This window comes from Streptococcus sp. CF7_Ac1-12, assembly GCF_024295905.1.
GTDB classification, from domain to species: domain Bacteria; phylum Bacillota; class Bacilli; order Lactobacillales; family Streptococcaceae; genus Streptococcus; species Streptococcus mitis_AP.
In genome coordinates this window covers 21,751-45,901 of sequence record NZ_JANCPG010000015.1, presented here as the reverse complement: position 1 = coordinate 45,901, position 24,151 = coordinate 21,751, and the positions used below count along the sequence as shown (strand labels likewise).

General features: G+C 36.6%; 22 protein-coding genes and 2 other annotated features. Of the genes, 1 reads left to right on the top strand and 21 read right to left on the bottom strand.

Annotated features, from left to right (window positions below; genetic code table 11):
* The first annotated feature begins 37 nt into the window (after positions 1–37).
* Positions 38–697 (top strand): A24 family peptidase, encoded by a 660-nt coding sequence (locus NMM17_RS07930; RefSeq protein ID WP_254754203.1) that lies wholly within the window; start codon positions 38–40, stop codon positions 695–697.
* Here NMM17_RS07930 and trpA read toward each other — a convergent pair.
* The 21 genes from trpA to NMM17_RS07825 form a co-directional block, all read right to left on the bottom strand.
* On the bottom strand, positions 669–1,445 hold the full coding sequence (gene trpA / locus NMM17_RS07925) for a tryptophan synthase subunit alpha (RefSeq protein ID WP_254754202.1): 777 nt from the start codon (positions 1,443–1,445) through the stop codon (positions 669–671). The two genes, NMM17_RS07930 and trpA, sit on opposite strands and share 29 nt — an antisense overlap.
* Entirely contained in the window at positions 1,438–2,661 is a 1,224-nt protein-coding gene (gene trpB, locus NMM17_RS07920) for a tryptophan synthase subunit beta (RefSeq protein WP_000331279.1), read from the bottom strand. Before trpB (NMM17_RS07920) ends, trpA begins: the two co-directional genes overlap by 8 nt.
* Positions 2,639–3,238: a phosphoribosylanthranilate isomerase gene (locus tag NMM17_RS07915; protein WP_000169876.1), complete on the bottom strand. Its 600-nt coding sequence runs from the start codon at positions 3,236–3,238 to the stop codon at positions 2,639–2,641. The genes trpB (NMM17_RS07920) and NMM17_RS07915 overlap by 23 nt, the downstream gene beginning before the upstream one ends.
* The gene (gene trpC / locus NMM17_RS07910) at positions 3,225–3,992 is read right to left on the bottom strand and encodes an indole-3-glycerol phosphate synthase TrpC (protein ID WP_000076513.1); all 768 of its coding nucleotides are present in this window, start codon (positions 3,990–3,992) and stop codon (positions 3,225–3,227) included. The genes NMM17_RS07915 and trpC overlap by 14 nt, the downstream gene beginning before the upstream one ends.
* Positions 3,989–4,993, bottom strand: a complete 1,005-nt coding sequence (trpD, locus tag NMM17_RS07905; RefSeq protein WP_254754201.1) for an anthranilate phosphoribosyltransferase — start codon at positions 4,991–4,993, stop codon at positions 3,989–3,991. The genes trpC and trpD overlap by 4 nt, the downstream gene beginning before the upstream one ends.
* 10 nt (positions 4,994–5,003) lie before the next feature.
* Positions 5,004–5,570: an aminodeoxychorismate/anthranilate synthase component II gene (locus tag NMM17_RS07900; RefSeq protein WP_084926229.1), complete on the bottom strand. Its 567-nt coding sequence runs from the start codon at positions 5,568–5,570 to the stop codon at positions 5,004–5,006.
* The gene (gene trpE, locus NMM17_RS07895; protein ID WP_254754200.1) at positions 5,567–6,928 is read right to left on the bottom strand and encodes an anthranilate synthase component I; all 1,362 of its coding nucleotides are present in this window, start codon (positions 6,926–6,928) and stop codon (positions 5,567–5,569) included. Before trpE ends, NMM17_RS07900 begins: the two co-directional genes overlap by 4 nt.
* 71 nt (positions 6,929–6,999) lie before the next feature.
* Positions 7,000–7,231: a binding site (T-box leader), on the bottom strand.
* Positions 7,222–8,400 (bottom strand): tryptophan synthase subunit beta, encoded by a 1,179-nt coding sequence (gene trpB / locus NMM17_RS07890; RefSeq protein WP_045605807.1) that lies wholly within the window; start codon positions 8,398–8,400, stop codon positions 7,222–7,224. (Overlaps the previous feature by 10 nt.)
* A 66-nt stretch (positions 8,401–8,466) precedes the next feature.
* Positions 8,467–8,696 (bottom strand) — a binding site (T-box leader).
* Between the two features lie 214 nt (positions 8,697–8,910).
* Positions 8,911–9,912: a LacI family DNA-binding transcriptional regulator gene (locus NMM17_RS07885; protein WP_049488253.1), complete on the bottom strand. Its 1,002-nt coding sequence runs from the start codon at positions 9,910–9,912 to the stop codon at positions 8,911–8,913.
* 107 nt (positions 9,913–10,019) lie between these two features.
* Positions 10,020–10,388 carry a hypothetical protein gene (locus tag NMM17_RS07880; RefSeq protein WP_023943875.1) on the bottom strand — a complete coding sequence of 123 codons (369 nt, stop codon included), beginning with the start codon at positions 10,386–10,388 and terminating at the stop codon, positions 10,020–10,022.
* Between the two features lie 95 nt (positions 10,389–10,483).
* The gene (locus NMM17_RS07875) at positions 10,484–11,194 is read right to left on the bottom strand and encodes an MgtC/SapB family protein (RefSeq protein WP_001149045.1); all 711 of its coding nucleotides are present in this window, start codon (positions 11,192–11,194) and stop codon (positions 10,484–10,486) included.
* A gap of 2 nt (positions 11,195–11,196) precedes the next feature.
* Positions 11,197–12,888 (bottom strand): iron ABC transporter permease, encoded by a 1,692-nt coding sequence (locus NMM17_RS07870; RefSeq protein WP_023943877.1) that lies wholly within the window; start codon positions 12,886–12,888, stop codon positions 11,197–11,199.
* An 11-nt stretch (positions 12,889–12,899) separates the two neighbouring features.
* Complete coding sequence (locus NMM17_RS07865; protein ID WP_000589137.1) at positions 12,900–13,910, bottom strand: ABC transporter ATP-binding protein; 1,011 nt, start codon at positions 13,908–13,910, stop codon at positions 12,900–12,902.
* Between the two features lie 102 nt (positions 13,911–14,012).
* Positions 14,013–15,080 carry an extracellular solute-binding protein gene (locus NMM17_RS07860; RefSeq protein WP_000738377.1) on the bottom strand — a complete coding sequence of 356 codons (1,068 nt, stop codon included), beginning with the start codon at positions 15,078–15,080 and terminating at the stop codon, positions 14,013–14,015.
* Between the two features lie 24 nt (positions 15,081–15,104).
* On the bottom strand, positions 15,105–15,764 hold the full coding sequence (locus NMM17_RS07855) for a DUF1868 domain-containing protein (RefSeq protein WP_000793811.1): 660 nt from the start codon (positions 15,762–15,764) through the stop codon (positions 15,105–15,107).
* A 183-nt stretch (positions 15,765–15,947) separates the two neighbouring features.
* Positions 15,948–16,958 (bottom strand): UDP-glucose 4-epimerase GalE, encoded by a 1,011-nt coding sequence (galE, locus tag NMM17_RS07850; protein WP_061743800.1) that lies wholly within the window; start codon positions 16,956–16,958, stop codon positions 15,948–15,950.
* Positions 16,959–16,970: 12 nt separating this feature from the next.
* A complete protein-coding gene (gene galT, locus NMM17_RS07845; protein WP_000848808.1) occupies positions 16,971–18,446 on the bottom strand; it encodes a UDP-glucose--hexose-1-phosphate uridylyltransferase in 1,476 nt (491 codons plus the stop codon).
* 12 nt (positions 18,447–18,458) lie between these two features.
* The gene (locus NMM17_RS07840) at positions 18,459–19,100 is read right to left on the bottom strand and encodes a phosphate uptake regulator PhoU (protein ID WP_000945328.1); all 642 of its coding nucleotides are present in this window, start codon (positions 19,098–19,100) and stop codon (positions 18,459–18,461) included.
* Between the two features lie 57 nt (positions 19,101–19,157).
* Entirely contained in the window at positions 19,158–19,904 is a 747-nt protein-coding gene (locus NMM17_RS07835) for a protein phosphatase 2C domain-containing protein (protein WP_000239018.1), read from the bottom strand.
* Entirely contained in the window at positions 19,888–21,996 is a 2,109-nt protein-coding gene (locus NMM17_RS07830; RefSeq protein WP_254754199.1) for a glycosyl hydrolase family 28-related protein, read from the bottom strand. The genes NMM17_RS07835 and NMM17_RS07830 overlap by 17 nt, the downstream gene beginning before the upstream one ends.
* Positions 21,997–22,917: 921 nt before the next feature.
* A complete protein-coding gene (locus NMM17_RS07825) occupies positions 22,918–24,144 on the bottom strand; it encodes a DegT/DnrJ/EryC1/StrS aminotransferase family protein (protein ID WP_254754198.1) in 1,227 nt (408 codons plus the stop codon).
* Positions 24,145–24,151: the final 7 nt, after the last annotated feature.

Here is a 24,151-nt window from a genome sequence, read left to right as displayed (position 1 = left end):
TTATACTACTTCTCCTATTTTTTACGAATAGATAAGTATGATCGATTTTTATTTTTTTCTTGTCGGGAGCATTCTCGCTTCCTTTCTTGGTTTGGTCATTGACCGTTTCCCTGAGCAATCTATTATCAGTCCAGCCAGTCACTGCGATTCTTGTCAGATTCGCTTGCGTCCCTTAGATTTGATTCCGATTCTGTCGCAGGTGCTCAATCGCTTTCGCTGTCGCTACTGCAAGGCACCTTATCCAGTCTGGTATGCCCTTTTTGAACTAAGTTTAGGTCTCCTTTTTCTGGTTTGCTCTTGGGGTTTTCTTTCCTTGGGACAAGTTATCCTAATCACTACTGGTTTGACCTTGGGTATCTACGACTTTCACCATCAAGAATATCCCTTACTGGTCTGGATTGTCTTTCATCTACTCCTAATGGTCTGCTCTGGCTGGAATCTGGTCATGGTCTTCTTCCTTGCCCTTGGAATTGTGGCTCATTTTATTGATATCCGCATGGGAGCAGGGGATTTTCTCTTTTTAGCTTCTTGTGCTCTCGTCTTTAGTGCGACCGAATTACTCATCTTGATTCAGTTTGCTTCTGCGATGGGAATTCTAGCCTTTCTCCTACAAAAGAAAAAGGAAAGACTTCCTTTTGTGCCTTTCCTCTTACTCGCTACTTGTGTGATTATTTTTGGTAAGCTACTGCTTGTTTGATAAAGTCCTGAATCGGCTCTCCTTGGTGGAGGGCTTTTACAATTTTCGAACCAACGATAACACCATCTGACACCGCATTGAAGCGTTCAACATCAGCTTGACTAGATACGCCAAATCCTGTCAATACTGGGATGTCGGCCACTTGATGCAATTGTGCCAAGTGCTTGTCCAAGTCTGCGCGGTAATTGCCAGATTTCCCTGTCACTCCATTGATAGCAACGGCATAGACAAAACCTTCTGCCCCTTTAATCAACTCTTTCTGGCGCTCAATCCCTGTGGTCAAGCTTACTAAAGGAATCAAGGCGATGTCTGTGTCTGCCAGAAATGGTTCTACAAAGTTGGCATGCTCATGAGGCAGGTCTGGGATAATCAAGCCCTTAACCGCTGTATCTGCCAAATCTTTGACAAAATTCTCCACACCGTACTGAAAGAGGGGGTTGAAGTAGGTCATGATGACAAGTGGTACTTCTGTTTCAATGGTTTTCAAGGTTTCAACCAAAGCTTGTGTCGAAGTACCATGAGCTAGACTGCGCAAGCCAGCTTCTTCGATAACAGGTCCATCTGCAACTGGATCTGAAAAGGGAATGCCCACTTCAATTGCAGAGACACCCAAATCTTCTAAAAAGTGAATTGTTTCAGCAAGACCGTCCAAACCTTTCTCATGATCTCCAGCCATGATATAGGGAACGAAAATTCCTTTTCCAGCTGCTTTTATAGCGTTTAATTTTTCTGTTAGTATCTTAGGCATGAGCTTCTCCCTTCTTTGCTGCATCTGCTTCCAAGCGGTCTTTGATTTGGACCACATCCTTGTCCCCACGACCTGATAGACAAACAATCATGGATTTGTCTGGACCCAGTTCTTTGGCCAATTTCACCGCAAAGGCAATAGCGTGACTAGATTCCAAGGCTGGGATAATCCCTTCCACACGAGACAGGAGTTGGAATCCTTCCAAGGCTTCTTCATCCGTCACAGGAACATAGCTGGCACGTTTAATATCGTGGTAGTGAGAATGTTCTGGACCGATACCAGGATAGTCCAAACCTGCTGAGATAGAGAAGGCTTCAAGAATTTGGCCATGAGCATCTTGGAGTACATCCATGAGAGAACCGTGAAGGACACCAGGACGCCCCTTGGTCAAGGTAGCTGCGTGGTGCTCCGTATCTACACCAAGTCCAGCTGCTTCAGCCCCATACATGGCTACTGACTCATCTTCTACAAATGGATGGAAGAGCCCGATGGCATTCGACCCACCACCAACACAGGCTACTAGGGCATCTGGCAGATCTTGACCTGTCAAGTCACGGTACTGTTGTTTAGCCTCTCTACCAATAACGCTTTGGAAGTCACGAACGATTTCTGGGAATGGATGAGGCCCCAAGGCAGAACCAAGAATATAGTGGGTATCATCGATATTTGCTACCCATGAACGAAGGGCTGCATTGACCGCATCCTTGAGCACGCGCGAACCATCTGTTACAGACTCGACCTTTGCTCCCAAAAGCTCCATACGGAAGACATTGAGGGCTTGGCGTTTAACATCCTCTTCACCCATATAGATGGTACATTCCATGTTAAAGAGGGCTGCAGCAGTTGCAGTTGCCACACCGTGCTGACCAGCACCTGTTTCTGCGATAATTTTCTTTTTACCCATGCGTTTAGCGAGCAAAACTTGTCCCAAGGCATTGTTAATCTTGTGGGCACCTGTATGGTTGAGATCTTCTCGTTTAAGATAAATCTTGGCTCCGCCAATATGCTGGGTCAAATTTTTTGCGTAGTAAAGGGGAGTTTCACGTCCCACGTACTGGCGCAAGAGTTGGTTTAATTCCTCTTGGAAACTTGGATCTGCCTGACTTTCACGGTAGGCCTTCTCCAACTCCAAAACTGCTGTCATCAATGTTTCTGGGACAAAACGTCCGCCGAATTTTCCGTAAAATCCATCTTTATTTGGTTCCTGATATGCCATGCTTTACCCTCTCTATAAATCTTCTAATCTTTTCATGATCTTTTTGTCCATCTGTCTCCACTCCGCTCGATACATCTACTGCATAGGGAGTAAAGTGTTGAATTGCTTTTACTACATTGTCTTCCTTAAGCCCACCTGCGATAAAGAAGGGCTGAGCGAGTCCAGTCGTATCTAGTTGCCCCCAGTCAAAGGTTTGGCCACTCCCTGCCACAGGGGCATCAAAGAGTAGATAATCTGCCTGAGAATTAGGCACACGACCCTCTCCATCCACCTGCACAGCCTGAATACTAGAACAGGGCAAGTCCTCAAACACATCATCCGCCAGCTGACCATGAATTTGAACCAAGTCCAACTCAACTTTGTCAATCGCTTCTAGCAGTTCTGCACGACTTGGTGAAACAAATACACCAACCTTTTTGACATCCGCATGAATAAGCTTTGCCAACTCAGCAGCCTGATCCAAGGTCACCTGTCTTTTACTGGGTGCAAAGACAAAACCGATATAGTCTGCTCCTGCTGATACAGCTGTCTCCACCGCTTCTTTGGTCGATAGTCCACAAATTTTAACCTTTGTCAATCTGCAACTCCTTGATTCTCTGGGCTACATCTTCTGCCTGCATGAGAGCTGTCCCTACTAAAATGCCGTTAAAGTATGGTGCTACTCGTTCCGCATCCTGCCCTGTGAAAATAGCAGATTCAGAAATGTACAAGCAATCATCTTTGAAATGTTTAGCCAAATCTACACTGGTCTGCAAGTCAACTTCAAAGGTAGTCAAATTGCGGTTATTAACACCAATAATCTCCGCACCAAGTCTGTGAGCTACCTCTAGTTCAGCTAGATTGTGAGTTTCCACCAAGACTTCCAGACCAAGCTCTGTCGCATAGTCATAAAGTTCCTTGAGGCGTTCTTCAGACAAGGCTGCCACGATGAGCAAGATAACTGTTGCACCTGCATTGCGAGCTCGAATGATTTGCTTTTCATCGATAATAAAGTCCTTGTTGAGTGTTGGAATGTTTACCTGACTGGAAATCTCCCGTAGATAATCCAAATGTCCTTTAAAGAAAACTTCATCTGTCAAAACCGAAATCATCACTGCGCCGTTCGCTTCATAAGTCTGGGCCTGTTGTACAATATCCACATCGAGATTGATATCCCCCAGACTAGGGCTAGCTTTCTTAACTTCTGCAATCACCTGCAAGCGGTCTTGATGATTCTTCAAAAAGTCAGCCAAGCGATAGGGCTGGCGCAAGGGCTGGATTTCCTCCAGCTCCATCTGCTCAACCTCACGCGCCTTCTGCTCCAAAATTCGTGCTAAAAATTCCTGACTCATTTTTGGTACTCCTGTAACAGTCTGAGTTTTTCAAGAGCCTTGCCACTAGCAATGACTTGACGAGCTAAGGCAACTCCGTCCTTGATGCTATCAACCTTACCATTAGCATAGAAACCAAGACCAGCATTCAAGACTGTCGTTTCCAAGAATGGACTTGGTTCGTTTTTCAGAACTCTAAGCAAAATTTCTGCATTTTCCTGAGCATTGCCTCCACGAATGTCTTCGATAGCGTAGCGTTCCATCCCCAGATCTTCTGGAGTAAAGCTTGACAAGGTGATTTCGCCATTTTCAAGAAGGGCAATCTTGGTTGTTCCATTCAAACCAGCTTCGTCCAATCCTTCTGGACCAGCAACCACTATAGCACGTTTGCGACCCATATTTTTCAAAACCTGAGCTGTACTTTCTAGAAGTTCTGGACGACTAATACCAAGAAGCTGTGTTTCCAAAGTCATTGGGTGAATCAGAGGACCAGTCAAGTTCATGATTGTTGGAATTCCCAATTCCAAACGAGCTGGCATGATGTATTTCATTGCTGGGTGCATATTTTTAGCAAAGAGAAAGACGATGCCAGTCTTATCAAAGACCTTACCTAGTTCAGCCGGTTTGAGGTCTAGGTTGATGCCCAAGGCTTCTAGGACATCTGCAGAACCAGATTTAGAAGAAATCGAGCGGTTACCGTGTTTTGCCATATGAACACCACCACCAGCCAAGACAAAGGCTGAGGTTGTGGAGATGTTAAAGCTGAAGGATTTGTCTCCACCTGTACCACAGTTGTCCATGGCATCATGAATCTCAGTTGGAATATGTTGGGCATGTCCTCTCATGACTTGGGCAATGGCTGTGCGTTCTTCAGGTGTTTCCCCCTTCATCTTAAGAGCCAAAAGGAGAGAAGCAATCTGCGCCTCCGTTACACGCCCAGTTACGATACGCTCAATGACATCCGTCATTTCCACACCTGATAAATTTTCAAATTTTGCTAGTTTTTCAATAATCTCTTTCATCCTAGTTTCCTCACTTTACAACCTTATCTATAAAATTCCGAATAGAAGACAAGCCATCTGGCGTTCCAATGCTCTCTGGATGGTACTGGAAGCCATAAATTGGTAGGGTTTTGTGTTGAATCCCCATGATAGCTTGGTCATCAGTAGAACGAGCTGTCACTTCAAAGTCTTCTGGCATTTCTTCAATCAAAATACTGTGGTAACGCATGACTGCACGGTCATCCTCAATGCCTTGATACAAAACAGATGGCGCTTCAAAGCTGATATTGCTCTGTTTCCCATGCATGACTTTTGGAGCCAAACCTAGCTTACCACCAAAGACTTCTGCAATGGCTTGATGGCCCAAACAAATCCCAAGAATCGGCTTCTTGCCAGCAAAATCACGAATCATGTCTTCCATCTTTCCAGCATCAACTGGCCAACCAGGACCAGGAGAAAAGACCAGACCATCTGCTTTTTCAGCTTCTTCATACAGCTTGGGATCATCATTTCTCAAGACCTGTACTTCTGCAAAATTCCCAATGTATTGGGCCAAGTTATAGGTAAAAGAATCATAGTTGTCAATCAATAAAATCATGGTCTTAGTTCTCCAATTCTAGTCATAGATTTTGCTTTGTTAATAGTTTCTTGGTATTCGTTTTGGGCAATAGAGTCGTAGACAATCCCTGCCCCAGCCTGCACATAGGCTGTTTGATTTTTGAGAATCATAGTTCGGATAGCAATGGCGAAGTCCATATCACCCGTCGCAGACAAGTAGCCGATTGCTCCTGCGTATACGCCTCGTTTTTCTGTTTCCAGTTCATAGATACGTCTCATCGCGCGAATTTTTGGTGCTCCAGAAACAGTTCCGGCAGGAAGTGTTGCTTTCAAAGCATCCATGGCAGTAAGTTCTGGAAGCAAACACCCTTTGACCACACTGGTCAAATGCATGACATAGCGGAAGAGCTCCACTTCCATATACTTAGTGACTTGAACACTGGCCGTTTCAGAGATGCGGCCAATATCATTTCGTCCCAAGTCTACTAACATCCGATGCTCTGCTGTTTCCTTCTCATCCGAAAGCAGGTCTGTCGCCAAATCCTTGTCTTCTTCATCCGTAGCGCCTCTTGGTCGTGTCCCTGCAATCGGATTGGTTGTCACGATGCCATTTTTGACAGAAACCAAACTTTCTGGACTGGCACCGATGATTTGATAATCCCCAAAGTCATAGAAATAAAGGTAATTAGATGGATTGGTCACGCGGAGATTTCTGTAAAAGTCAAATGGATTTCCAGTAACTTCTGCTGAGAAGCGCTGACTGAGTACGCACTGGAACATGTCGCCATTACGAATCAAGTCACGAGCGGTTTCCACCATTTCCTCAAACTTCTGAGGAGCGATATGCGGTTTGAAGTCCAGTGGAGATAGATCCAAGTCTTCAAATTCATTTGGAGCAGGAATGCGTAATTCCTCAAGTACTTGGTTCAAGGCTTTTTCCAAGTCTTCTTGACTACGCTCACTATAGAGAGCATCCTCTATGACATGGATTTTTTCCTTCTTGTGGTCAAAGACCATGTAACTCTCATAGACGAAGAAATGCATGTCTGGAGTTCCAATTGTATCTTCAGGAATTTGACCAATTTCTTCATAAAGCGAAATCATATCGTAGCCAACAAATCCAATGGCTCCCCCACCAAAAGGTAGGTCTGAATGGTGCTGGTTCTTATGAGTCACTTCATAAAGGAAATCCAAGGGATCCCGATCAATCACCTGCCCATTTTGATAAAGAACTCCATTTTCAAACTTAATCTCAAAAACAGGATTATAGGCTAGGATAGAAAAACGAGCTGTTTCCTTGTCTCTCGGAATACTCTCTAAGATAACCTTGTGTTGCCCCTTTAGGCGCATATAAGCCAAGATTGGCGATAAGACATCTCCATGAATGATTCGTTCCATTGTAATTTCCCTTTCAGTTCTACTTCTAGTCCGTGGCGACTGTATGAAAAATCCCCACGCAAAATAACTTGCGTGAGGACGAAATTCGCGGTGCCACCTCAATTATAGGATTTCTCCTATCTCTCATTCCTGTCTCAGAAACCTCCTGTAACAGGCTGTGCGATAAAGGGCACTCCCTTGAGAATTATGTTTTCTTCTCTCGTTTCAGATGGACCCAACCTTACAGCTTTCTCTGCTTGTTTTCAGCAACCACAAGCTCTCTGTGAGAGAAAAGACTGTAATTTTTCCATCTTTTATTTTTTAGCTTCTAGGTAGTCCGCAATTGCAGCTACATCCTTGTCTCCACGACCAGAGACATTGATGATGATAATGTCGTCTTTACTTAGTTTCGGTGCACGTTTAACTGCTTCTGCGATAGCGTGTGAGCTTTCAATCGCTGGGATAATTCCTTCAGTCTTGCTGAGAAGGAGGAGAGCCTGAACAGCTTCTTCGTCTGTCGCTGCAACATATTCCACGCGACCTGAATCTTTAAAGTAAGCGTGTTCTGGGCCAACCCCTGGATAGTCCAATCCAGCTGAGATAGAGTAAACTGGAGCTAGCTCTCCATCTTCCTTAAAGACTGCATAGGTCTTCATGCCGTCGACAATTCCGATACTACCCTTTGTCATAGTAGCTGCGTGCTTATCTGTATCAAGTCCATGACCAGCAGCTTCGACCCCAACCAATTTAACTTCTTCATCAGTCACATACTGTGAAAATGCACCAATAGCATTGGAACCACCACCTACACAGGCAATAACGTAGTCTGGTAAACGACCTTCTTTTTCTAAGATTTGACGGCGAGATTCTTCACTGATGACTTTTTGGAACTCATGAACAATGGTTGGATATGGGTGAGGTCCCACAGCAGATCCCAGAACATAAAAGGCTTCAAGGTCATTCATCCATGCTCCAAAGGCTGCATCAACAGCATCTTTGAGGGTACGAGTCCCTGTTTCAACTGCATGAACAGTTGCTCCCATCATCTCCATACGGAAAACATTGAGACGTTGGCGTTCCACATCTTCTGCTCCCATGTAGACATCACAGGCCATACCAAACTTGGCTGCAGCCGCTGCTGTAGCAACACCGTGCTGACCAGCTCCTGTTTCTGCGATTACTCGTTTTTTGCCCATACGTTTGGCAAGAAGGATTTGCCCTAAAACGTTGTTGAGCTTGTGAGAACCAAGGTGGTTAAGGTCTTCGCGCTTGAGATAAATCTTAGCGCCACCTAGGTGGTCTGTCAAACTTTCCGCAAAATAGAGTGGTGTTTCGCGACCGGAATAGTCCTTTAAGTAATGACGAAATTCTGCCAAAAACTCTGGATCATCCTTGTACTTGTCAAATGTCACTTCCAACTCATCCAACAAAGCCTGAATCGGCTCCGGTACAAAACTTCCACCAAATTGTCCAAAATAACCTTTAGTTGTCATAAAAATTTCCTCTTTCTGTATTGATTTCAAGATATGAAAAAAGCCCACACACAGAATTAAATTCCGTGTGAGGGCGTTGGTAACGCGGTGCCACCTCAATTATAAAGGGACTATCCCTTTACATCTCTGCCTTGTCTAACAACAAGTTGCACTGTAAGGTGTGCGCACCGAATTTTCATTGTTTCAAATTCATTTTTAAAATCAGCCCACTTTCACTACTTTCAACCACCTGTTCACAATCACCACAGGCTCCCTGAAGATCAAAAATAGTTACTTTTCTGATTTGTTGAACTTATTTTAATACTTTGTTTTTTCTTTGTCAAGACTTTTTTACGATTTTTTTGAAAGATGTGTGATTCGAATGTGATAATGTCTTTAGTAAATCGAACGTGAAAATGTCCCACTTGTTGGAAATTGGATCCAACTCAATAGAAACTGAATAGATGCTAAACAGAACTTACTTTAGAACACTCCATCTTTTCCATTAGGATTTTCAAGAATTAAACAATACTAGAAACTCTGTCTCCTAACAAGTTTAGTAGAAACTTCAACAGATGTGACACTTTCCCCCTTTATAATTGCTAATACCCCTTCAATCATTTCTTGAGCTAATTTAACATAATTAGGAGAAATTGTAGATAAAGCTGGAGTATAATATTGAGAAATTGGAATATTGTCAAATCCGATTATTGAAATATCATCAGGAATGGTAATTTCCTTCTCATAGCAAGAACGAATCAATCCCTGTACTTTTTCATCACCGGATACAAAAATCAAATCAGGATAATTTTGATTAGATAGATGTCTTGTAGCATATGAATAAACAGAATCTATTGTAGTTAGACCATATACTACTTTCAAATCCATTTCATAGTTATTATCATTTAAAAAAGCACGAACCCCTCTCTCTCGATCAATATTAACAAGGGATTCTCCTCCCATAAGTAACCACATACTATTAATGTTTTCTTTTGATACTAATTTCATCATGTCATAAGTGGCCTGAAAATTGTTGTTAGAAACATACACAACATTAGGTGTTCTAGATTCTCCAAAAACTATGAATGGCATTTTATTCTTTTGCAAGTAATTAATCCGAATATCTTCTTTACTTTCATAAAATACTATTACACCATCTATCAAGCTTCCTGTACTCGAGATTATTGAATTACTAATTGTATCTTCTTCACTAAAATATTCAACAATAGCGTTAACACCATACTCTTTACAAGTTTGTAAAACTTTATCTAATAAAGTTTGAAACCAAATTAAAGGAAAAGAGTCGATTTTTTTTACAGAAATCAATATATTTATAGCTTCTTTTTTAGTTAAATTTTTTGCATACGCATTTGGAATATACGACAATTCCTCTATAACTTTTTGAATCGCTTGATAAGTTTCTTCTTTAACATTTACTCCACCATTAATAACTCGTGAAACTGTTTTTGGAGAAAAACCTGATAAACGTGCAATATCATAAATAGTTACCTTTTTCCCATTTATATTTTTCATTTCAGTCCTCCATTACGAACATTCTAATATTACTATACAATATTTAATTTTTTTTAACAAGAGAATTTTGTAAATTATTTAAGATCCACAAATTCACAAAATTAATTTTACAAATATTCTTCCCCTTCAAAAAAGTTTAAATTGCAATTCACACCTTTATTTTTAAGAATGTTTCCAACTTCACGACAAATAAATTCATATGAGAAAAAACTACCATAAAATTGTAGATTAACTTTTTCAGTAAAAATTGTTGGATTTATAAAAATATATAATAGCCTGTCAATGTAACATTCTAACATAGACTTAATTTTTTCTTTAAAAATAACATTTGTTATCAACTCATCAGGAGGTAAATGAAAGGGAAACACCATTTCACAAATATCATAAAAAGAAATAAATTTGTATACTTGTATCAAACAATTATTATCAAAATATTCTATTTTACCTAAATCAAAATAGATTTTAAAATCTTTCATAAAAACCTCTGAGCAAAAATCTACTCAAAAATTAGATGATTAAAACATCTAAAAAACAAAAGGACAAAAACATCTGTCCCTTTGTTTACTAAATTTCAGCTAATTTCTTCGACATAAATAACACCTACAATATTAGCAATTTCTTCCATCAAACGAAGATGTTCAAATCTTCCTGATAGTTCTAGAGTAATAAATGATGCTATTTTTTTTTCTGGAACATCAAAATATTCAATTCTTTCTGAATTAACATCTCCAAATGCAGTTCTAGAATCAGTCATTCTAATGCCATTCTCAGCACAGTATACTAGTACCCGATTATATGCCTCTGTAGATCTAACAACGATATACAATTCGATTATCTTTGAACGACTTTGAAGATATTTTTTTAAAGGTTGGAACATAGTTATAACACTCCAAACAGAAATTGCTCCTAGTACGGCTCCTTCATAAAAACCAACACCTATAGCTAGACCGATTCCAGCTGAAGCCCATATTCCGGCTGCAGTTGTTAAACCAGTTATTTTCTTTTTATCTGTAATAAGTATTGTTCCAGCCCCAAGAAAACCAACACCTGATATAACTTGCGCACCTAAGCGTGTAGGATCTCCTGTACCAAATTTATAAGATACATACTCATTAGTCATCATAATTAAACATGCAGCCAGACAAACAATACTATGTGTACGAATACCTGCTGGTTGAGATTTACTTCCTCTCTCTAAACCAATTACTCCACCAATAACTAATGAAAGTACAATTCTTAATACAATTTCGATATATGATAGTCCTAAGCTTGTTGCCTGCATTATTATTTCCTTTTTCTACTAGCTGGTCTCTGAGTAAAGTATAATACAGAACCAGAAATTATCATTAATACAATAGTATAAACGAACACAAGTGCTTGAGCATTTGAAGTTGCTGTTTCATCACCTGCTGAACGAATAGTTATACCCAGCGGTTGAGCTAATGGATGGTAAAGAAATACAGATAAGTCGAAGTCAGTTAATAAAGAGTTAAAGTTTAAAGCAATAACAGAGAGAACAACCGGTAAAATAAATGGAATGATAACCTTCATCATAGTATAAAAAGGTGAAGCACCCATACTTCTTGCTGCATCTTCCATCTCATCATCAACACTAAATAAAATAGCACGTACCATTCTATAAGAAAATGGGATTTTTACAACTATATATGCAATAAGTAGAATTACCAAACTACCTACCAAAATCTGATTCAAGACAAGAAATTGTGGCTGATTAAAAGTAAATAATAAACTTACTGCTAAAAGTGTACTTGGTAGTAACCAAGGAAGTAGAGCACCATATTCAAATAAGAAATCAAAGCGAGCTTTATGTTTTCTGACAACTCGAGCAAATATAACTGCGAGAATTGTTGCTGTTGTCGCAGCGATAATAGAATAAATAAAGCTGACCAAGAATGGAGAGAATGCCGCACTATTACTAAAGAATAAGCGATAATTTTCTAAAGTAAAGTTTGATAATGTTAAGTTACCTGTTTGAATTGCAACTGGATCTGTAAATGAGTATAATACTATAAAAATTAGTGGAAGCATGAAAACTGTGAACAATCCATATGCTACAATGTGAGCAATGATATTCCAAGGCTTAGATGCAATTTTTTGTTTTTTAAGAGGCGCTTTAGTCTTAGAGATAGAAATATAATTTCCACCTTTTTCTATCTTATTCATGATAGTAAGCAAAATTGTAGTTGCAATACCTAAAATAATTGCAAGTAAGGCAGCTAAATCACGAGAATTCCCCATCCCTGCAAATGTAATAATCATTGGATTTATAGTTTGAAATCCTTTACCACCAACAATCATGGGTGCTGCTACTGCAGACAAACCACTAAGAAAAACCATAATAGTAAGTGCAAATAGAGTTGGAATTAAGGTTGGTAACACTACTTTTCGGAAAACAGTAAATGGTTTTGCTCCCATATTTCGTGCAGCCTCAATAGTGTGATAGTCAACGCTTCGAATTGTATTTGTTAAAAACAATGTATGATTAGCAGTTCCTGAAAATGTCATAATGAATAAGACTGCACCATACCCAATAAACCAGTTAGGGTCTAAAGAAGGGATAACATTTTGTAAAAATTTTGTTATCAATCCATAAGGACCATAGACAAATTTATATCCAGTCGCTAAAACCACTCCTCCATAAATTAAAGAGGTCATATAGCCTAATTTTAAAATTTTAGCACCTTTAATATCAAAGTACTCTGTAAATAGAACACAAAGAATACCTACGACATTAACTGTAATAATGAGTGAAAATGCTAACTTAAAACTGTTCATAATACTCTGAAGTGCCCTCTCAGATTTTAGAACACGATGTACAGCTTCAAGGGAAAATTCTCCTCCTTTTACAAATACATTCACTACTAGATCAAAGTTTGGATAAATAATAAATGTTACTAGGAACCAGATTAACCCTAAACGAATAAGCCAATCTTTTAAATTTAATTTATGACGCATACTGCACCTCCTTAAAATTGCAGAACGTCTGATGGTGTGATAAATAAGTCCACACTTTCTCCGACAGATCTAATAGCAGCCTGACTATCAATACTTGTTACATTAAGAATCTGACTTTCAGAAACTTTTATTGTATAGTGAATTGTAACTCCAGAAAACTCAACATCAATAATTGTTCCTTTTAGAATGAAATCTTGTTCAGTTTCACGATTGAATCGAACTTTCTCTAATCGAATGTATCCTTTTTTATCTTCTAAGAAAACGCTTGCATTTTTCAGTAATACTTCGTGGACTGTTTCATCGGTCAAAACATTAATATCGCCAATAAAATCACATACAAATTCAGTTTGAGAATTATGATAAATCTCTACAGGTGTACCGACCTGTTCGATGTATCCATTGTTAAAGACTGCAATTCTATCAGATAAAGTTAAGGCTTCCTCTTGGTCATGAGTAACATATAAAGTAGTAATACCTAACTCTTTTTGAAGTCTTTTCAACTCTTTTCTCAAATCTACACGTAATTTTGCGTCAAGGTTTGACAATGGTTCATCTAGACAAAGAATTTTAGGTTCAAGAACCAGAGCACGAGCCAATGCTACCCTTTGTTGTTGACCCCCAGATAATTCTGATACATTACGCTGTAACTGTTGATCAGAGATCTTAATTTTTGCTGCTACTGCTGATACTTTAGCTTTAATAACATCTGGAGCTACCTTCTTAACTTTTAAACCAAATGCAATATTATCAAAAACAGTCATAGTTGGAAATAGCGCATAAGATTGAAATACAATACCAATTCCACGCTTTTCAGGTTCCAAATGAGTGACATCTGTTCCATTAACTTCAATACTTCCTGATGATGGATCTAGAAAACCTACCAATGCTCTCAAAGTAGTTGATTTACCACATCCTGAAGGCCCAAGAAATGTAAAAAATTCCCCTTCATGTATATCTAAATTCAGATTATCAATTGCAACAAAATCACCATATTTAATTTGAATATTATCAAATTTAATCATCTCACTAACTCCCTCTATTACTAAACCAAAAGCCTCTCTTTATTTCTTCCATAAATTTAGAAATAATAGAGAGACTTGGACATAAAAATTAACTCTTATTTCTTATTGTACGTATTCTAATTCAGCTTTTTCTACCCATTCATCCAAATGCTTTCCAACAGCTTCCCAGTCAATATTTTGTGGTTTCACTTGATCAACAAATTTCTTAGTATCTTCTGGTAGATCTTTGAGGGCATCTTTATTTGCAGGAATAGATCCAAAGTTCTTACTATATTCTACTTGAATTTCTGATTGACCAAACCAATCAATAAATTCTTTAGCTAACGCTTGTTTTTTACTAGTGCTTAAAACCATAGTTTGTTCAGTTACAAATGGTACACCGATCTCAGGAGTCATAACTTTGAAAACAACATTTTGTTCTTTTTGTCCAACTAATGCACCAGAACCCCACATCATTCCATATTGTATTGGATCTTCTTTGTCTAACATCTTAACAATTGAACTTTCTCCCTTTTGAAGAGTGTATGCATTTTTCAAATATTCTTTTGCTACTTCCCAACCTTTTTCGGAAACACCTAATTCACCTTTATCATCAAGGTATCGAACTAAGATACTTGCTAGAATTGCACGTCCTGTACCACCTTGAAGACCAGAAATTGAATATTTACCTTTATACTTACTACCTAATTCTGTCCAATCTTTAGGCATTTCTTTTACATCAGGCGCCCCAATTAAAACTAATGGTTGAACAATCACAGGATTATAATAATTATCTTTATCTGATAAAGATTGATCAATTTTATCTAACCATTTAGGCTTGTACTGTACTAGTAATTTTTGATCTCTAATTTTATTTGAATCAACAGCACCAATTCCAAATACCATATCTGCAACTGCATTATTCTTCTCAGCAATAACACGGTCTGCTAATTGAGCGCCAGGGATATCAACCATTTTGATATTAAAACCAGCTTCTTTTGCTTTAGCAGTTAGCCAATCACCACGACCATTTGAGACTGAGTTCGAATAGATTACTAATTCTTGACTTTTATCAGCTTTTTCTTCAGATGAAGAAGCAGTCGTAGAATTTGAACCTCCAGAGCAAGCAGCAAGTGTAGTAAGAGCAACTCCCGTTGCAAGTACAGTAGACCAAACTTTCATTTTTTTCATGATAAGTTCTCCTTTTTTATTATTTTATTTAAATTTTTCGTGATATGGAACAAATTGTCTCATATCTTCAAATACAGTATAGTCAATACGATTTACAGTAATAGTTGGAATCTTCTCTAATAAAATTTCAGTTAATTCTGCTCTGACTTTAGTAAACTCTTCTTCCTCCTCTTCGGTTAAAGGAATTCGAAGATACCCAATTGAAATATGGAATTGATATCTATCATGATTAGGGAAACGAACACCTGCTTTTTCTGAGACATAAGTACGAATTTCTTCTAATCTCTTTGCAGAAGCTTCATCTGCAGGTTCAACTAATATGTTTTGTTTTCCCATTTCAGTTACACGCATATGAATTTCTTCATCCAACAATGGAAAAATTTCAAGTTGTTTAGCAAAGTAATCATGTATTTCCTGTAAAGGTGTATCTAGAGGAAGATTACTGCTCCAAAACTCCGTTTCACGATTTTCATGGCACAACAATTCAATTACAGTCATGTGAATAGAATTCCTTGGAGTTAAAGTAAACTTATCGATAAATGGTAATTCTCTATAACGTGATTGAATAATATCAACAACTTCCATCAAATCTTGTTTAGTATAAAGATTTGCTACAACTGTATTCCCAGGGAAATGATTAAATTCCCCATTCTCTTTGAACTTAATTTTTGTTAAGTTTTTCATATAAAGACCTTCTTTTTTATATTTGACATCGGTGTCATTATGTTTACATTATACAATGAAACCGTTTCCTTTGTCAAGCGCTTTCAAAAAATTTTTTAAAAAAATTTATCTTTCATTAAATATGAATTTCATTAAAAGGTTAAGTAATTTTTCCAAAATACAGCACTCATATAGACAGTATCATCAATTATAGCCATTGGGATTTTTTGATTGCCAATTCCATGTATCTCTACACATGTCTTCAATCGATTTTGTTGTCCTCCAATTTAATTCCTTATATGCTTTGTCTGCATTTGCATAACAAGTTGCAACGTCTCCTGAACGTCTTGGAACTATTTTATAAGGAATAGGGACCTTATTAACACTTTCAAATGTATTTACAAGTTGTAATACACTAGTGCCTTCTCCCGAGCCTAGGTTATAGATATAAACATCTGTTTTTTCAGATACTTTTTCTAAAGCTTTTATATGTCCTATTGCTAAATCTACTACATGGATATAATCACGCACACCAGTACCATCAAGCGTATCATAATCATTTCCGAACACACTTAGCTCTGACAGCTTACCTACCGCTACTTGTGCAATATAAGGCATCAAGTTGTTAGGAATTCCTGAGGGATCTTCCCCAATCAAACCAGACTCATGAGCACCAATTGGATTGAAATAACGAAGCAACGCAATACTCCATTCTGAATCTGCCACATGAACATCTTTTAAAATTTGTTCAAGCATCACTTTCGTATACCCATAAGGATTTGTCGCACTTGTTTCCATCGTCTCAATTAGGGGTGACTGATTGTTAATTCCATATACAGTCGCACTTGAAGAAAAGACAATCTTTTTAACATTAAATTCTGACATCACTTCAACAAGTGCTAATGTACTCATAATATTATTTTTGTAGTACATCACAGGCTTTTGCACGGATTCTCCGACAGCTTTATAACCTGCAAAATGAATTGCAGCATCAATCGATTCTTTTTCAAATACCTTTCTCAATGCTTGTTTATCACAAACATCTAATTCGTAAAACACGGGACGTATTCCTGTAATTGCTTCAATACGGTCTAGCACCAAGATGCTAGAGTTCGAAAGGTTGTCGACAATTATGACTTCCTTTCCTAAATTTAGTAATTCTACTACGGTATGGCTACCAATATAACCAGCTCCGCCTGTTACCAATATTGCCATTTGGGTTTCCTCCTAATTAATTCCAACCGACTTAACAAATCTCATAAACGCTTCATGCCCAGACGGTGTATTCTTATAAACTCCTGCATCTTCCAGAACTCTCGCAAACACTTGTCCTACTTCGTGTTGAACTACGCTATTAACCTCTTCTTTATTAATGCGAGGATATTTTTCTTTCAATTGGTCGGCCCATTCTAAATGATAATCCGCAATTGCGTTATCCTCTCCTAAAAGATATTTTCCAACTTCTTCTAACTCTGGTTTCAAACGAGGTGGTAATATCGCAAGTCCCATCACTTCGATTAACCCGATATTTTCCTTTTTAATATGTTGTACATCTTGATGAGGATGGAAAACACCATCTGGGTATTGTTCAGTAGTATGATTATCTCTTAGAACAATATCTAATTCATATCTCCCGTCCACTTTACGAGCAATAGGAGTCACCGTATGGTGTGGGACATCTTCAGTCATAGCAATGATGTCTACTTCTAAATCTGAATATTCCCTCCACTTATTTAGAATTTTATTAGCTAAATCTAACAATCGATTTTTATTTTCACTTTGTAACCTAATTACTGACATTGGCCATTTTACAATACCAGCATTAACATCCTCAAAGTCTTTAAAACGAAATTCACTCTCAAATTTTGCTTTTTCCATTGGGAAAATATGTTTCCCTCCCTGGTAGTGGTTATGACTAAGAATGGAGCCTCCTGAGATAGGAAGATCAGAATTTGAACCAGCAAAATATCCTGGCAAAATATCAACAATCTCCAATAATTGTTCAAATGTTTTAGAGGTAATAGCCATTGGTACATGTTGACTATTTAAAAATATCGCATGCTCATTAAAATATGAGTAGGGAGAATACTGGAATCCCCATACTTCGTCACCAAGTTTCAACCGAATAATTCTATGATTCGAACGTGCTGGATAATTTATTCGCCCCTGATATCCTTCATTTTCCATACATAGTAAACATTTGGGATAATTAGTTGCTTTTACTAATTTTTCAGCAGCAATTGTTTTTGGATCTTTTTCGGGTTTTGACAAATTTATCGTAATCTCTAGCTCTCCGTATTTAGTTGATGATCGAAACTCAATATTCTTAGCAATAGCAGAAGTTTTAATATAATCACTATCTTTACTTAACTTATAAAACTCTTCAACTGCTTCTTGAGGTGATATATCATATGAACTCCAAAAAATATCATTTAATCGACTAGGTAAAGGAACTATGAAATTCATTAACTCTGCTCCTAAACATTCCTTTTCCTCGATTAAATCTTTAATTTTACCGTTTTTTAAGGCGATTTCCACTAAGTAATCTTTTATTTGTTTCAGGTCATTTTCATCGGAAATGCGATCAGTTCCCTCCTCACCTATTAACGCTAGTACTCTATTTTTCACATATATTTTGTCAATTTCATTATACATTCCGTATTCAATTACTCTATCAACAAAATTATCAATAATTGTTTTCATATATTTTTCTTTCTAATTTATGTTCCCATATTTTCTATACATTATCCATTTATAAATTGATTGCGTAGTATGAGCAATTTTATCAAGGTGATGAATAATATCTAAAGCACCAATTACTTCAGAAACATTCCCATCATCTTCAAATATGTAATTCATTATTTTATTTTCAATATTTGTACTAAGCTCTTCTATCTCATTCTGTTTTTGTATAACAACCATATCTAAACATCCAGATTGTTCCTCTCTATAACAAGATATAGCCCTATTCATATGCAGTCCGATAACTTCATGAAGTATTTTTATTTCTGAAATAATTTTCTTCAAAATTTCATTATTTTGAATAATCTGTAGATTTTTTAAAATTTCAACAATTCTATCCCCAATACGTTCAATGTCAGTTGATATTTTTATTACACTAATAATTCTTCTTAAGTCATATGAAACGGGATGTTGTAAACAAATTAACTCATATCCTTTTTTATCAACATTTAGAACTGACTCATTTATGATTAAATCTTCTTTAATCAATTCTATTCGTTCTTCATTTGATAAATATTCAAATAACTTCTCATATTTATCAAGCACAGATACCCAAATGGTCTCTAAATTATTTGATAATTCTATAATTTCATTTTCTAAATATAACCTTAACATTTAGGTACCTCTTCTTAACAAAGTTCAATAGTAACAATTAATATTTTAAACAATATATCAAACATCAATAACTACAATACTTGCATCATCTTTCTTTCCATAGATTGGATCAATAGCAGAAGAATTAAATCTCATCTTAATTAACTCTTCAAAAGTTTTATTTTGATTATTTTGATAGAATTCATAAAAGCCATCGCTCATTAAAACAATTTGTTCACTAGTAACATCTATTTGATTAATAATAGCATGGTCTAAAAATCTCTCATCCAACGAACCTATCCAGTACCCACTCGGTTGATTAGATAATTTTCTGATTTTTTGTAAAATAATTTTTTTATTTAAAACACTATTTGTACCAATTGAGTCTTTTATCTCATTTTTCCCTTTTTCAAATAAGTTATCTACTCTATGATCAGTTATTTCCATTTCGTTTACTAACATGACGCAGTCACCTAGCATCATATACTCCAACTTTTTTTCTGAAAGTTTAGCAAATATAAAAGCAAATGTTGGTAAGCGATAATACTCTGTTAATTCATATGAGTTTAAACCGATTTCATCTTTAACCTCTAGTAAAGCAGTTTCAAATATTTGTTTAAGAGTTTTTGATTCTTTACAATTAACCGACAAACTTTCTGATAAAATATGTACAACTTCTGAGACTGAATAACCTATCTCCTCTTTAGAATTATATAAATCTGTAGCTCCATCAATAATCCAAAAATACTGATTTTGTGAACCTACAGCATCCTCATTTTCTACGGAACTTCCTTGTATCGAACAAATTTTATTTATCTTTACCATAATACTTCAACCCTTTTAGTGTCAAAAGTAAACCAATTCCTGTCACTGTTAAGAATAGTTCCATAATCTTGTTCGAACCAGTCTTTGGTAATTTTTGTTTTACCTCTACTATTTCTTTAGATTTATTAATATGATTTTCAGTTTCTCTGCCATCTCCAACTTTTTTATGGTTCACTTCTTCTATCTTATTATCTTGTTTATTGTCGATCTTGTCATTAATTTGTCTATTATCTTTACTTGAGTTAAACTCTCCTTTCTTCTGGTTACTATCAATTACATTATTTGAATTAGATTGTTTTTCATGCACATATGAACTTGTTTTAAATTTTTCCTCTTTGTTTTTTTCTTTTTCGTTTTTATCACTTAAGTTATTTGTTACAATTTTGTAAAGCCCATTCTCCGTTACAATATTGAAATTACCATCGCTATCACGTATAACTGGTTCTTTCCCATTTGCATTAGATTTGATGAATGATATATACTTACCGGATAAATTATAAAATTGGTTATTTAAAACGGTTATTTTACCCTTTGAATCCTCAATAACAATTCCTTCTTTACCGCCGAATATACTATTCTCTGAGACTACTAAATTATCACTAACTCGTAATAATTCAATATTTGGTTGTTCTGTTTCCTTAGAATTATTATTAATTACATTTTTTGTTACAGTAATATCTGATACTTTTCCTAAATATTCTGCACTATCTTTTGCTACTCTAATAGCCTTTGTTTTAGGATCAGAAATATAAAATGTATTTTCAGTAATATCGACTTTCTTATTTAAATCAAGTTCATCTTTTACATTTTTATAACTAAAAGCATTTATTAAGGCTGCACCATTTTCTCTATAATGTACACTTTCTCCTTTTACTTTCTTATCAAATCTATTTCCTTTAATTAAAATATCAGTGAATCCTGTAAAACGTACACCAGAATACATCATGTTATCAAAATGATTATTTAAAATTTTAATATTAGAGGGGTTCTGTGTCGACAATGTTTGATAGTGTGTACCAATTGCTGTTACTAATTCTCCAGATTTATCACTTTTACCAAAATATGAATTTTGAATAGTAACATTTTCAGATTTTTTCCCATCATCATTCAAAGCATAAGGAAAACCTTTTCTAGTCAATGGTTCAATCTGAATACTCTCCTTACTTATAATTTGCCCATCTTTCATAGTTTTAGGTAAAGCTTGACCAAGAAAACGAGAATTATCGACTAATACATTTTTCGAACCTGCAATTTGAATAGCATGCCCTTGATAACTATCCTTGAATGTTACGTTTTTTATAGTTACGTTATTTGAATTCCCAATAGCAAATGCACCTGAAGAATTTATAAGTGGTAGATTTTTTGCTTTAGTTCCTTCTTCATTCAAAGCACCGTTCATATCAATAGTACCACCAGAATAACTAATATCTTCTGTTGGGCCCCATTCTACTTGCGCACCATCATCCGTAAATAAACCTGTCATAAAAACAATAGAAGGGTGATTCTTAATATTTATACCATTTAGAATTGTAGCTTTCTCATTCAATTCTAAGTGTGTATGACTTTTTAAAAAAACAATTTCTTTTACTAAATAAGTTCCTTCAGGAAAATATACATTTCCTCCGCCTAGTCCTTTAGCTGCAGCATCTATTGTATCTTGAATTGCTTGACGATCATCATTAACCCCGTCACCTATTGCTCCATAATCTTTAACATTCAAAGCTACGTGTTCGTTCAGATTAGTACTTAAAATAGTATTCACTTCCATCCCAGAGATGTTACCAATCATAGTATCATTTGTTATATCAGGTTTATTTTGATTAATACTCACTCCTCCATTATTATCAGTACTTAAACTTGAATTGTTATCAAGACTGAGAGTATCAGAATGGGGTTCCGCAGATAATGATGTAGATGTGCTACTCAACAAAGAGTTCATTTGCATATTATCTTTAGACGAAGAAGTTTCACCAACTACTTCATTAGCTAAAACACTTTGTGTTCCAATAAATAAAACCGCTAAGAGAACTGAGCAAACTCCCACCTTAGACTTACGAATAGAGAAAACCTCATTTTGTTGAAAAGATTTCATATTAGCCTCCAATTAAAAATATTATGTCCTAATTTAATATTCATATAAATTCCATACCAGAAAATGACACCGCTGTCATTTTCTTTATAATATATTTTTAAATCAAAATTGTCAAGGAATAACACAATAAAATATCAAAATTGTGAAAGCGTGACCATTTATATATCTAACCATACTTCTAATAATTCTTTAACCTTCCATTCAAAAGTGATTACTATCTTTCTTAGCTTGAACATAAAAATATCCTATTCACTGTATTTAAAGCATGTTGATATCTCGTAAAATACTAATTTATAAATACAAGAACAAATATCTTGTCATGCAAGCATTCACCAGGTATATTTACATGAATATCGTTCATATAGCGGATTGAAATCAAAACAATACAATATATTTCTTAAATAGATTTTCTATAAAAGCTAGATTCAAGCTCTATAAAAATAGACGCAGTTCTTCTAAAATACTGGAATAGGACATATAGATCATTGTAGACACGTGTTTTATAGATTATTTCAAAAGAATGACTAGAACATGAAAAATAGTCTCAAAACTTTGAACAATATTCTGAAAACAAAAAAGAAAGACGCGAGTTTCCACAACCTCATTCGTGGAAACTCGCGTCTTTCAAAAAATAGGGTGAATTGAAAACTAGAACAAGACACTACATTTTCTAAATGATGCCTAATAAAAATTCTAAATGCTACACCAAATTGCTCACATCTCATTTCAAACCATACAGTATATTGAAACTATAAGAGTACACCTTTGCTTCTAAAATATTGCTAGAAATTAATTTGACTATCCTGATTAATTTGTCCTGTTTTTATTTCATTTTACTATAGGACTTTCAATTGAAAACAACAGTTTTACACTCAATTAGACTTTTTAGAAACAGAATCACTATTACTTGACTGTAGTTTGTCATTTTTTTGATAAAGTTAGCACTTTTTCAGAAACTGTTTTGAAAGTCTCAATGATATAATCCACTTCTTCATCACTTAATTTAGTGTGAAGAGGAAGGGTAATTTCATTTTCAAAGAAGGCATAGGCCTTAGGATAGTTCGCCATATCAAAACCAAGATTCTTATAGGCTGTTAGCAGAGGAAGCGGTTTGTAATGGACGTTACTTGCAATTCCTGCTTTGGCCAATTCTTGGATGATAAGATTGCGTTCTTCTAAGCTTGCTCCTTCTATATGGGTAATGTAGAGGTGGCGTGAAGATTCGACGGTTTCAGTCTTGTGTGCTAAAGGATGGATGCGAGAACCTGCAAAACCACGATCATAACGGTCCACGATGTCCTTACGACGTTGCAATAAACTTGGGTAGCGGTCCAATTGTACCAAACCAAGCGATGCCATGATATCGGTCATGTTGCACTTGTAGGCTGGTGTTACGATATCGTATTCCCATGAACCCAATTGCATCTTGGCAAGAGCATCCTTAGTTTGCCCGTGAAGAGAAAGGATTTGGAAATCCTTGTACATTTCTTCGTCGTCAATCGCTGGATTGGCTTTCCAAGTGGCACTTCCACCTTCGGCCGTTGTAAAGTTCTTAACGGCGTGGAATGAGAAGGAAGTAAAGTCAGCAATAGAACCAGCTGGCTGTCCTTTATAAGTAGATCCCAAAGCATGAGCACTATCAGAAACAATCACGATACGGTTAAAGGCTTTTTGCCACTTGCTTGAAGCAGTAAAGAGGTCACGTTTCTTCTCCACTACTTGGAACAAACGGTCATAGTCGCAAACAATCCCTGCAAGCTCTACTGGAATGATTACCTTGGTCTTTTCAGTGATAGCTTGCTCTAGCAGATCATAGTCCATCTCAAAGGTATCTTCTTGGATATCAACCATGACTGGTGTTGCTCCCACGTGAGTGATGACACTACATGAAGCTGTATAGGTCATGGCTGGAACGATGACTTCATCACCAGGCCCAACTTCCAAGACGCGCAAAATCAACTCAAGAGCGGCAGTCGCAGAGTTTAGGCAGACAGTCTTGGGTGTCTGTGTGTATTGAGACAAGCGGCGCTCCAGTTCTTTTGTCTTAGGACCTGTTGTGATCCAACCAGAACGCAGGGTATCCGCTACTTCAGCAATTTCTGCTTCCGTAATATCGGGTGGTGAAAATGGAATATTGTAATTTGGCATTGATTTG

Excerpts from the sequence above, each read along its gene's own strand:
- trpA (WP_254754202.1), bottom strand. The coding sequence starts at position 1,445 with ATGCCTAAGATACTAACAGAAAAATTAAACGCTATAAAAGCAGCTGGA.
- NMM17_RS07840 (WP_000945328.1), bottom strand. The coding sequence starts at position 19,100 with ATGTTAAGGTTATATTTAGAAAATGAAATTATAGAATTATCAAATAAT.
- galE (WP_061743800.1), bottom strand. The coding sequence starts at position 16,958 with ATGGCAATATTGGTAACAGGCGGAGCTGGTTATATTGGTAGCCATACC.
- NMM17_RS07865 (WP_000589137.1), bottom strand. The coding sequence starts at position 13,910 with ATGATTAAATTTGATAATATTCAAATTAAATATGGTGATTTTGTTGCA.
- NMM17_RS07880 (WP_023943875.1), bottom strand. The coding sequence starts at position 10,388 with ATGAAAGATTTTAAAATCTATTTTGATTTAGGTAAAATAGAATATTTT.
- NMM17_RS07835 (WP_000239018.1), bottom strand. The coding sequence starts at position 19,904 with ATGGTAAAGATAAATAAAATTTGTTCGATACAAGGAAGTTCCGTAGAA.
- galT (WP_000848808.1), bottom strand. The coding sequence starts at position 18,446 with ATGAAAACAATTATTGATAATTTTGTTGATAGAGTAATTGAATACGGA.
- NMM17_RS07875 (WP_001149045.1), bottom strand. The coding sequence starts at position 11,194 with ATGCAGGCAACAAGCTTAGGACTATCATATATCGAAATTGTATTAAGA.
- NMM17_RS07870 (WP_023943877.1), bottom strand. The coding sequence starts at position 12,888 with ATGCGTCATAAATTAAATTTAAAAGATTGGCTTATTCGTTTAGGGTTA.
- NMM17_RS07825 (WP_254754198.1), bottom strand. The coding sequence starts at position 24,144 with ATGCCAAATTACAATATTCCATTTTCACCACCCGATATTACGGAAGCA.
- NMM17_RS07830 (WP_254754199.1), bottom strand. The coding sequence starts at position 21,996 with ATGAAATCTTTTCAACAAAATGAGGTTTTCTCTATTCGTAAGTCTAAG.
- trpB (WP_000331279.1), bottom strand. The coding sequence starts at position 2,661 with ATGGCATATCAGGAACCAAATAAAGATGGATTTTACGGAAAATTCGGC.
- NMM17_RS07855 (WP_000793811.1), bottom strand. The coding sequence starts at position 15,764 with ATGAAAAACTTAACAAAAATTAAGTTCAAAGAGAATGGGGAATTTAAT.
- NMM17_RS07860 (WP_000738377.1), bottom strand. The coding sequence starts at position 15,080 with ATGAAAAAAATGAAAGTTTGGTCTACTGTACTTGCAACGGGAGTTGCT.
- NMM17_RS07930 (WP_254754203.1), top strand. The coding sequence starts at position 38 with ATGATCGATTTTTATTTTTTTCTTGTCGGGAGCATTCTCGCTTCCTTT.
- trpC (WP_000076513.1), bottom strand. The coding sequence starts at position 3,992 with ATGAGTCAGGAATTTTTAGCACGAATTTTGGAGCAGAAGGCGCGTGAG.
- NMM17_RS07885 (WP_049488253.1), bottom strand. The coding sequence starts at position 9,912 with ATGAAAAATATAAATGGGAAAAAGGTAACTATTTATGATATTGCACGT.
- NMM17_RS07900 (WP_084926229.1), bottom strand. The coding sequence starts at position 5,570 with ATGATTTTATTGATTGACAACTATGATTCTTTTACCTATAACTTGGCC.
- trpD (WP_254754201.1), bottom strand. The coding sequence starts at position 4,993 with ATGAAAGAGATTATTGAAAAACTAGCAAAATTTGAAAATTTATCAGGT.
- trpE (WP_254754200.1), bottom strand. The coding sequence starts at position 6,928 with ATGGAACGAATCATTCATGGAGATGTCTTATCGCCAATCTTGGCTTAT.
- trpB (WP_045605807.1), bottom strand. The coding sequence starts at position 8,400 with ATGACAACTAAAGGTTATTTTGGACAATTTGGTGGAAGTTTTGTACCG.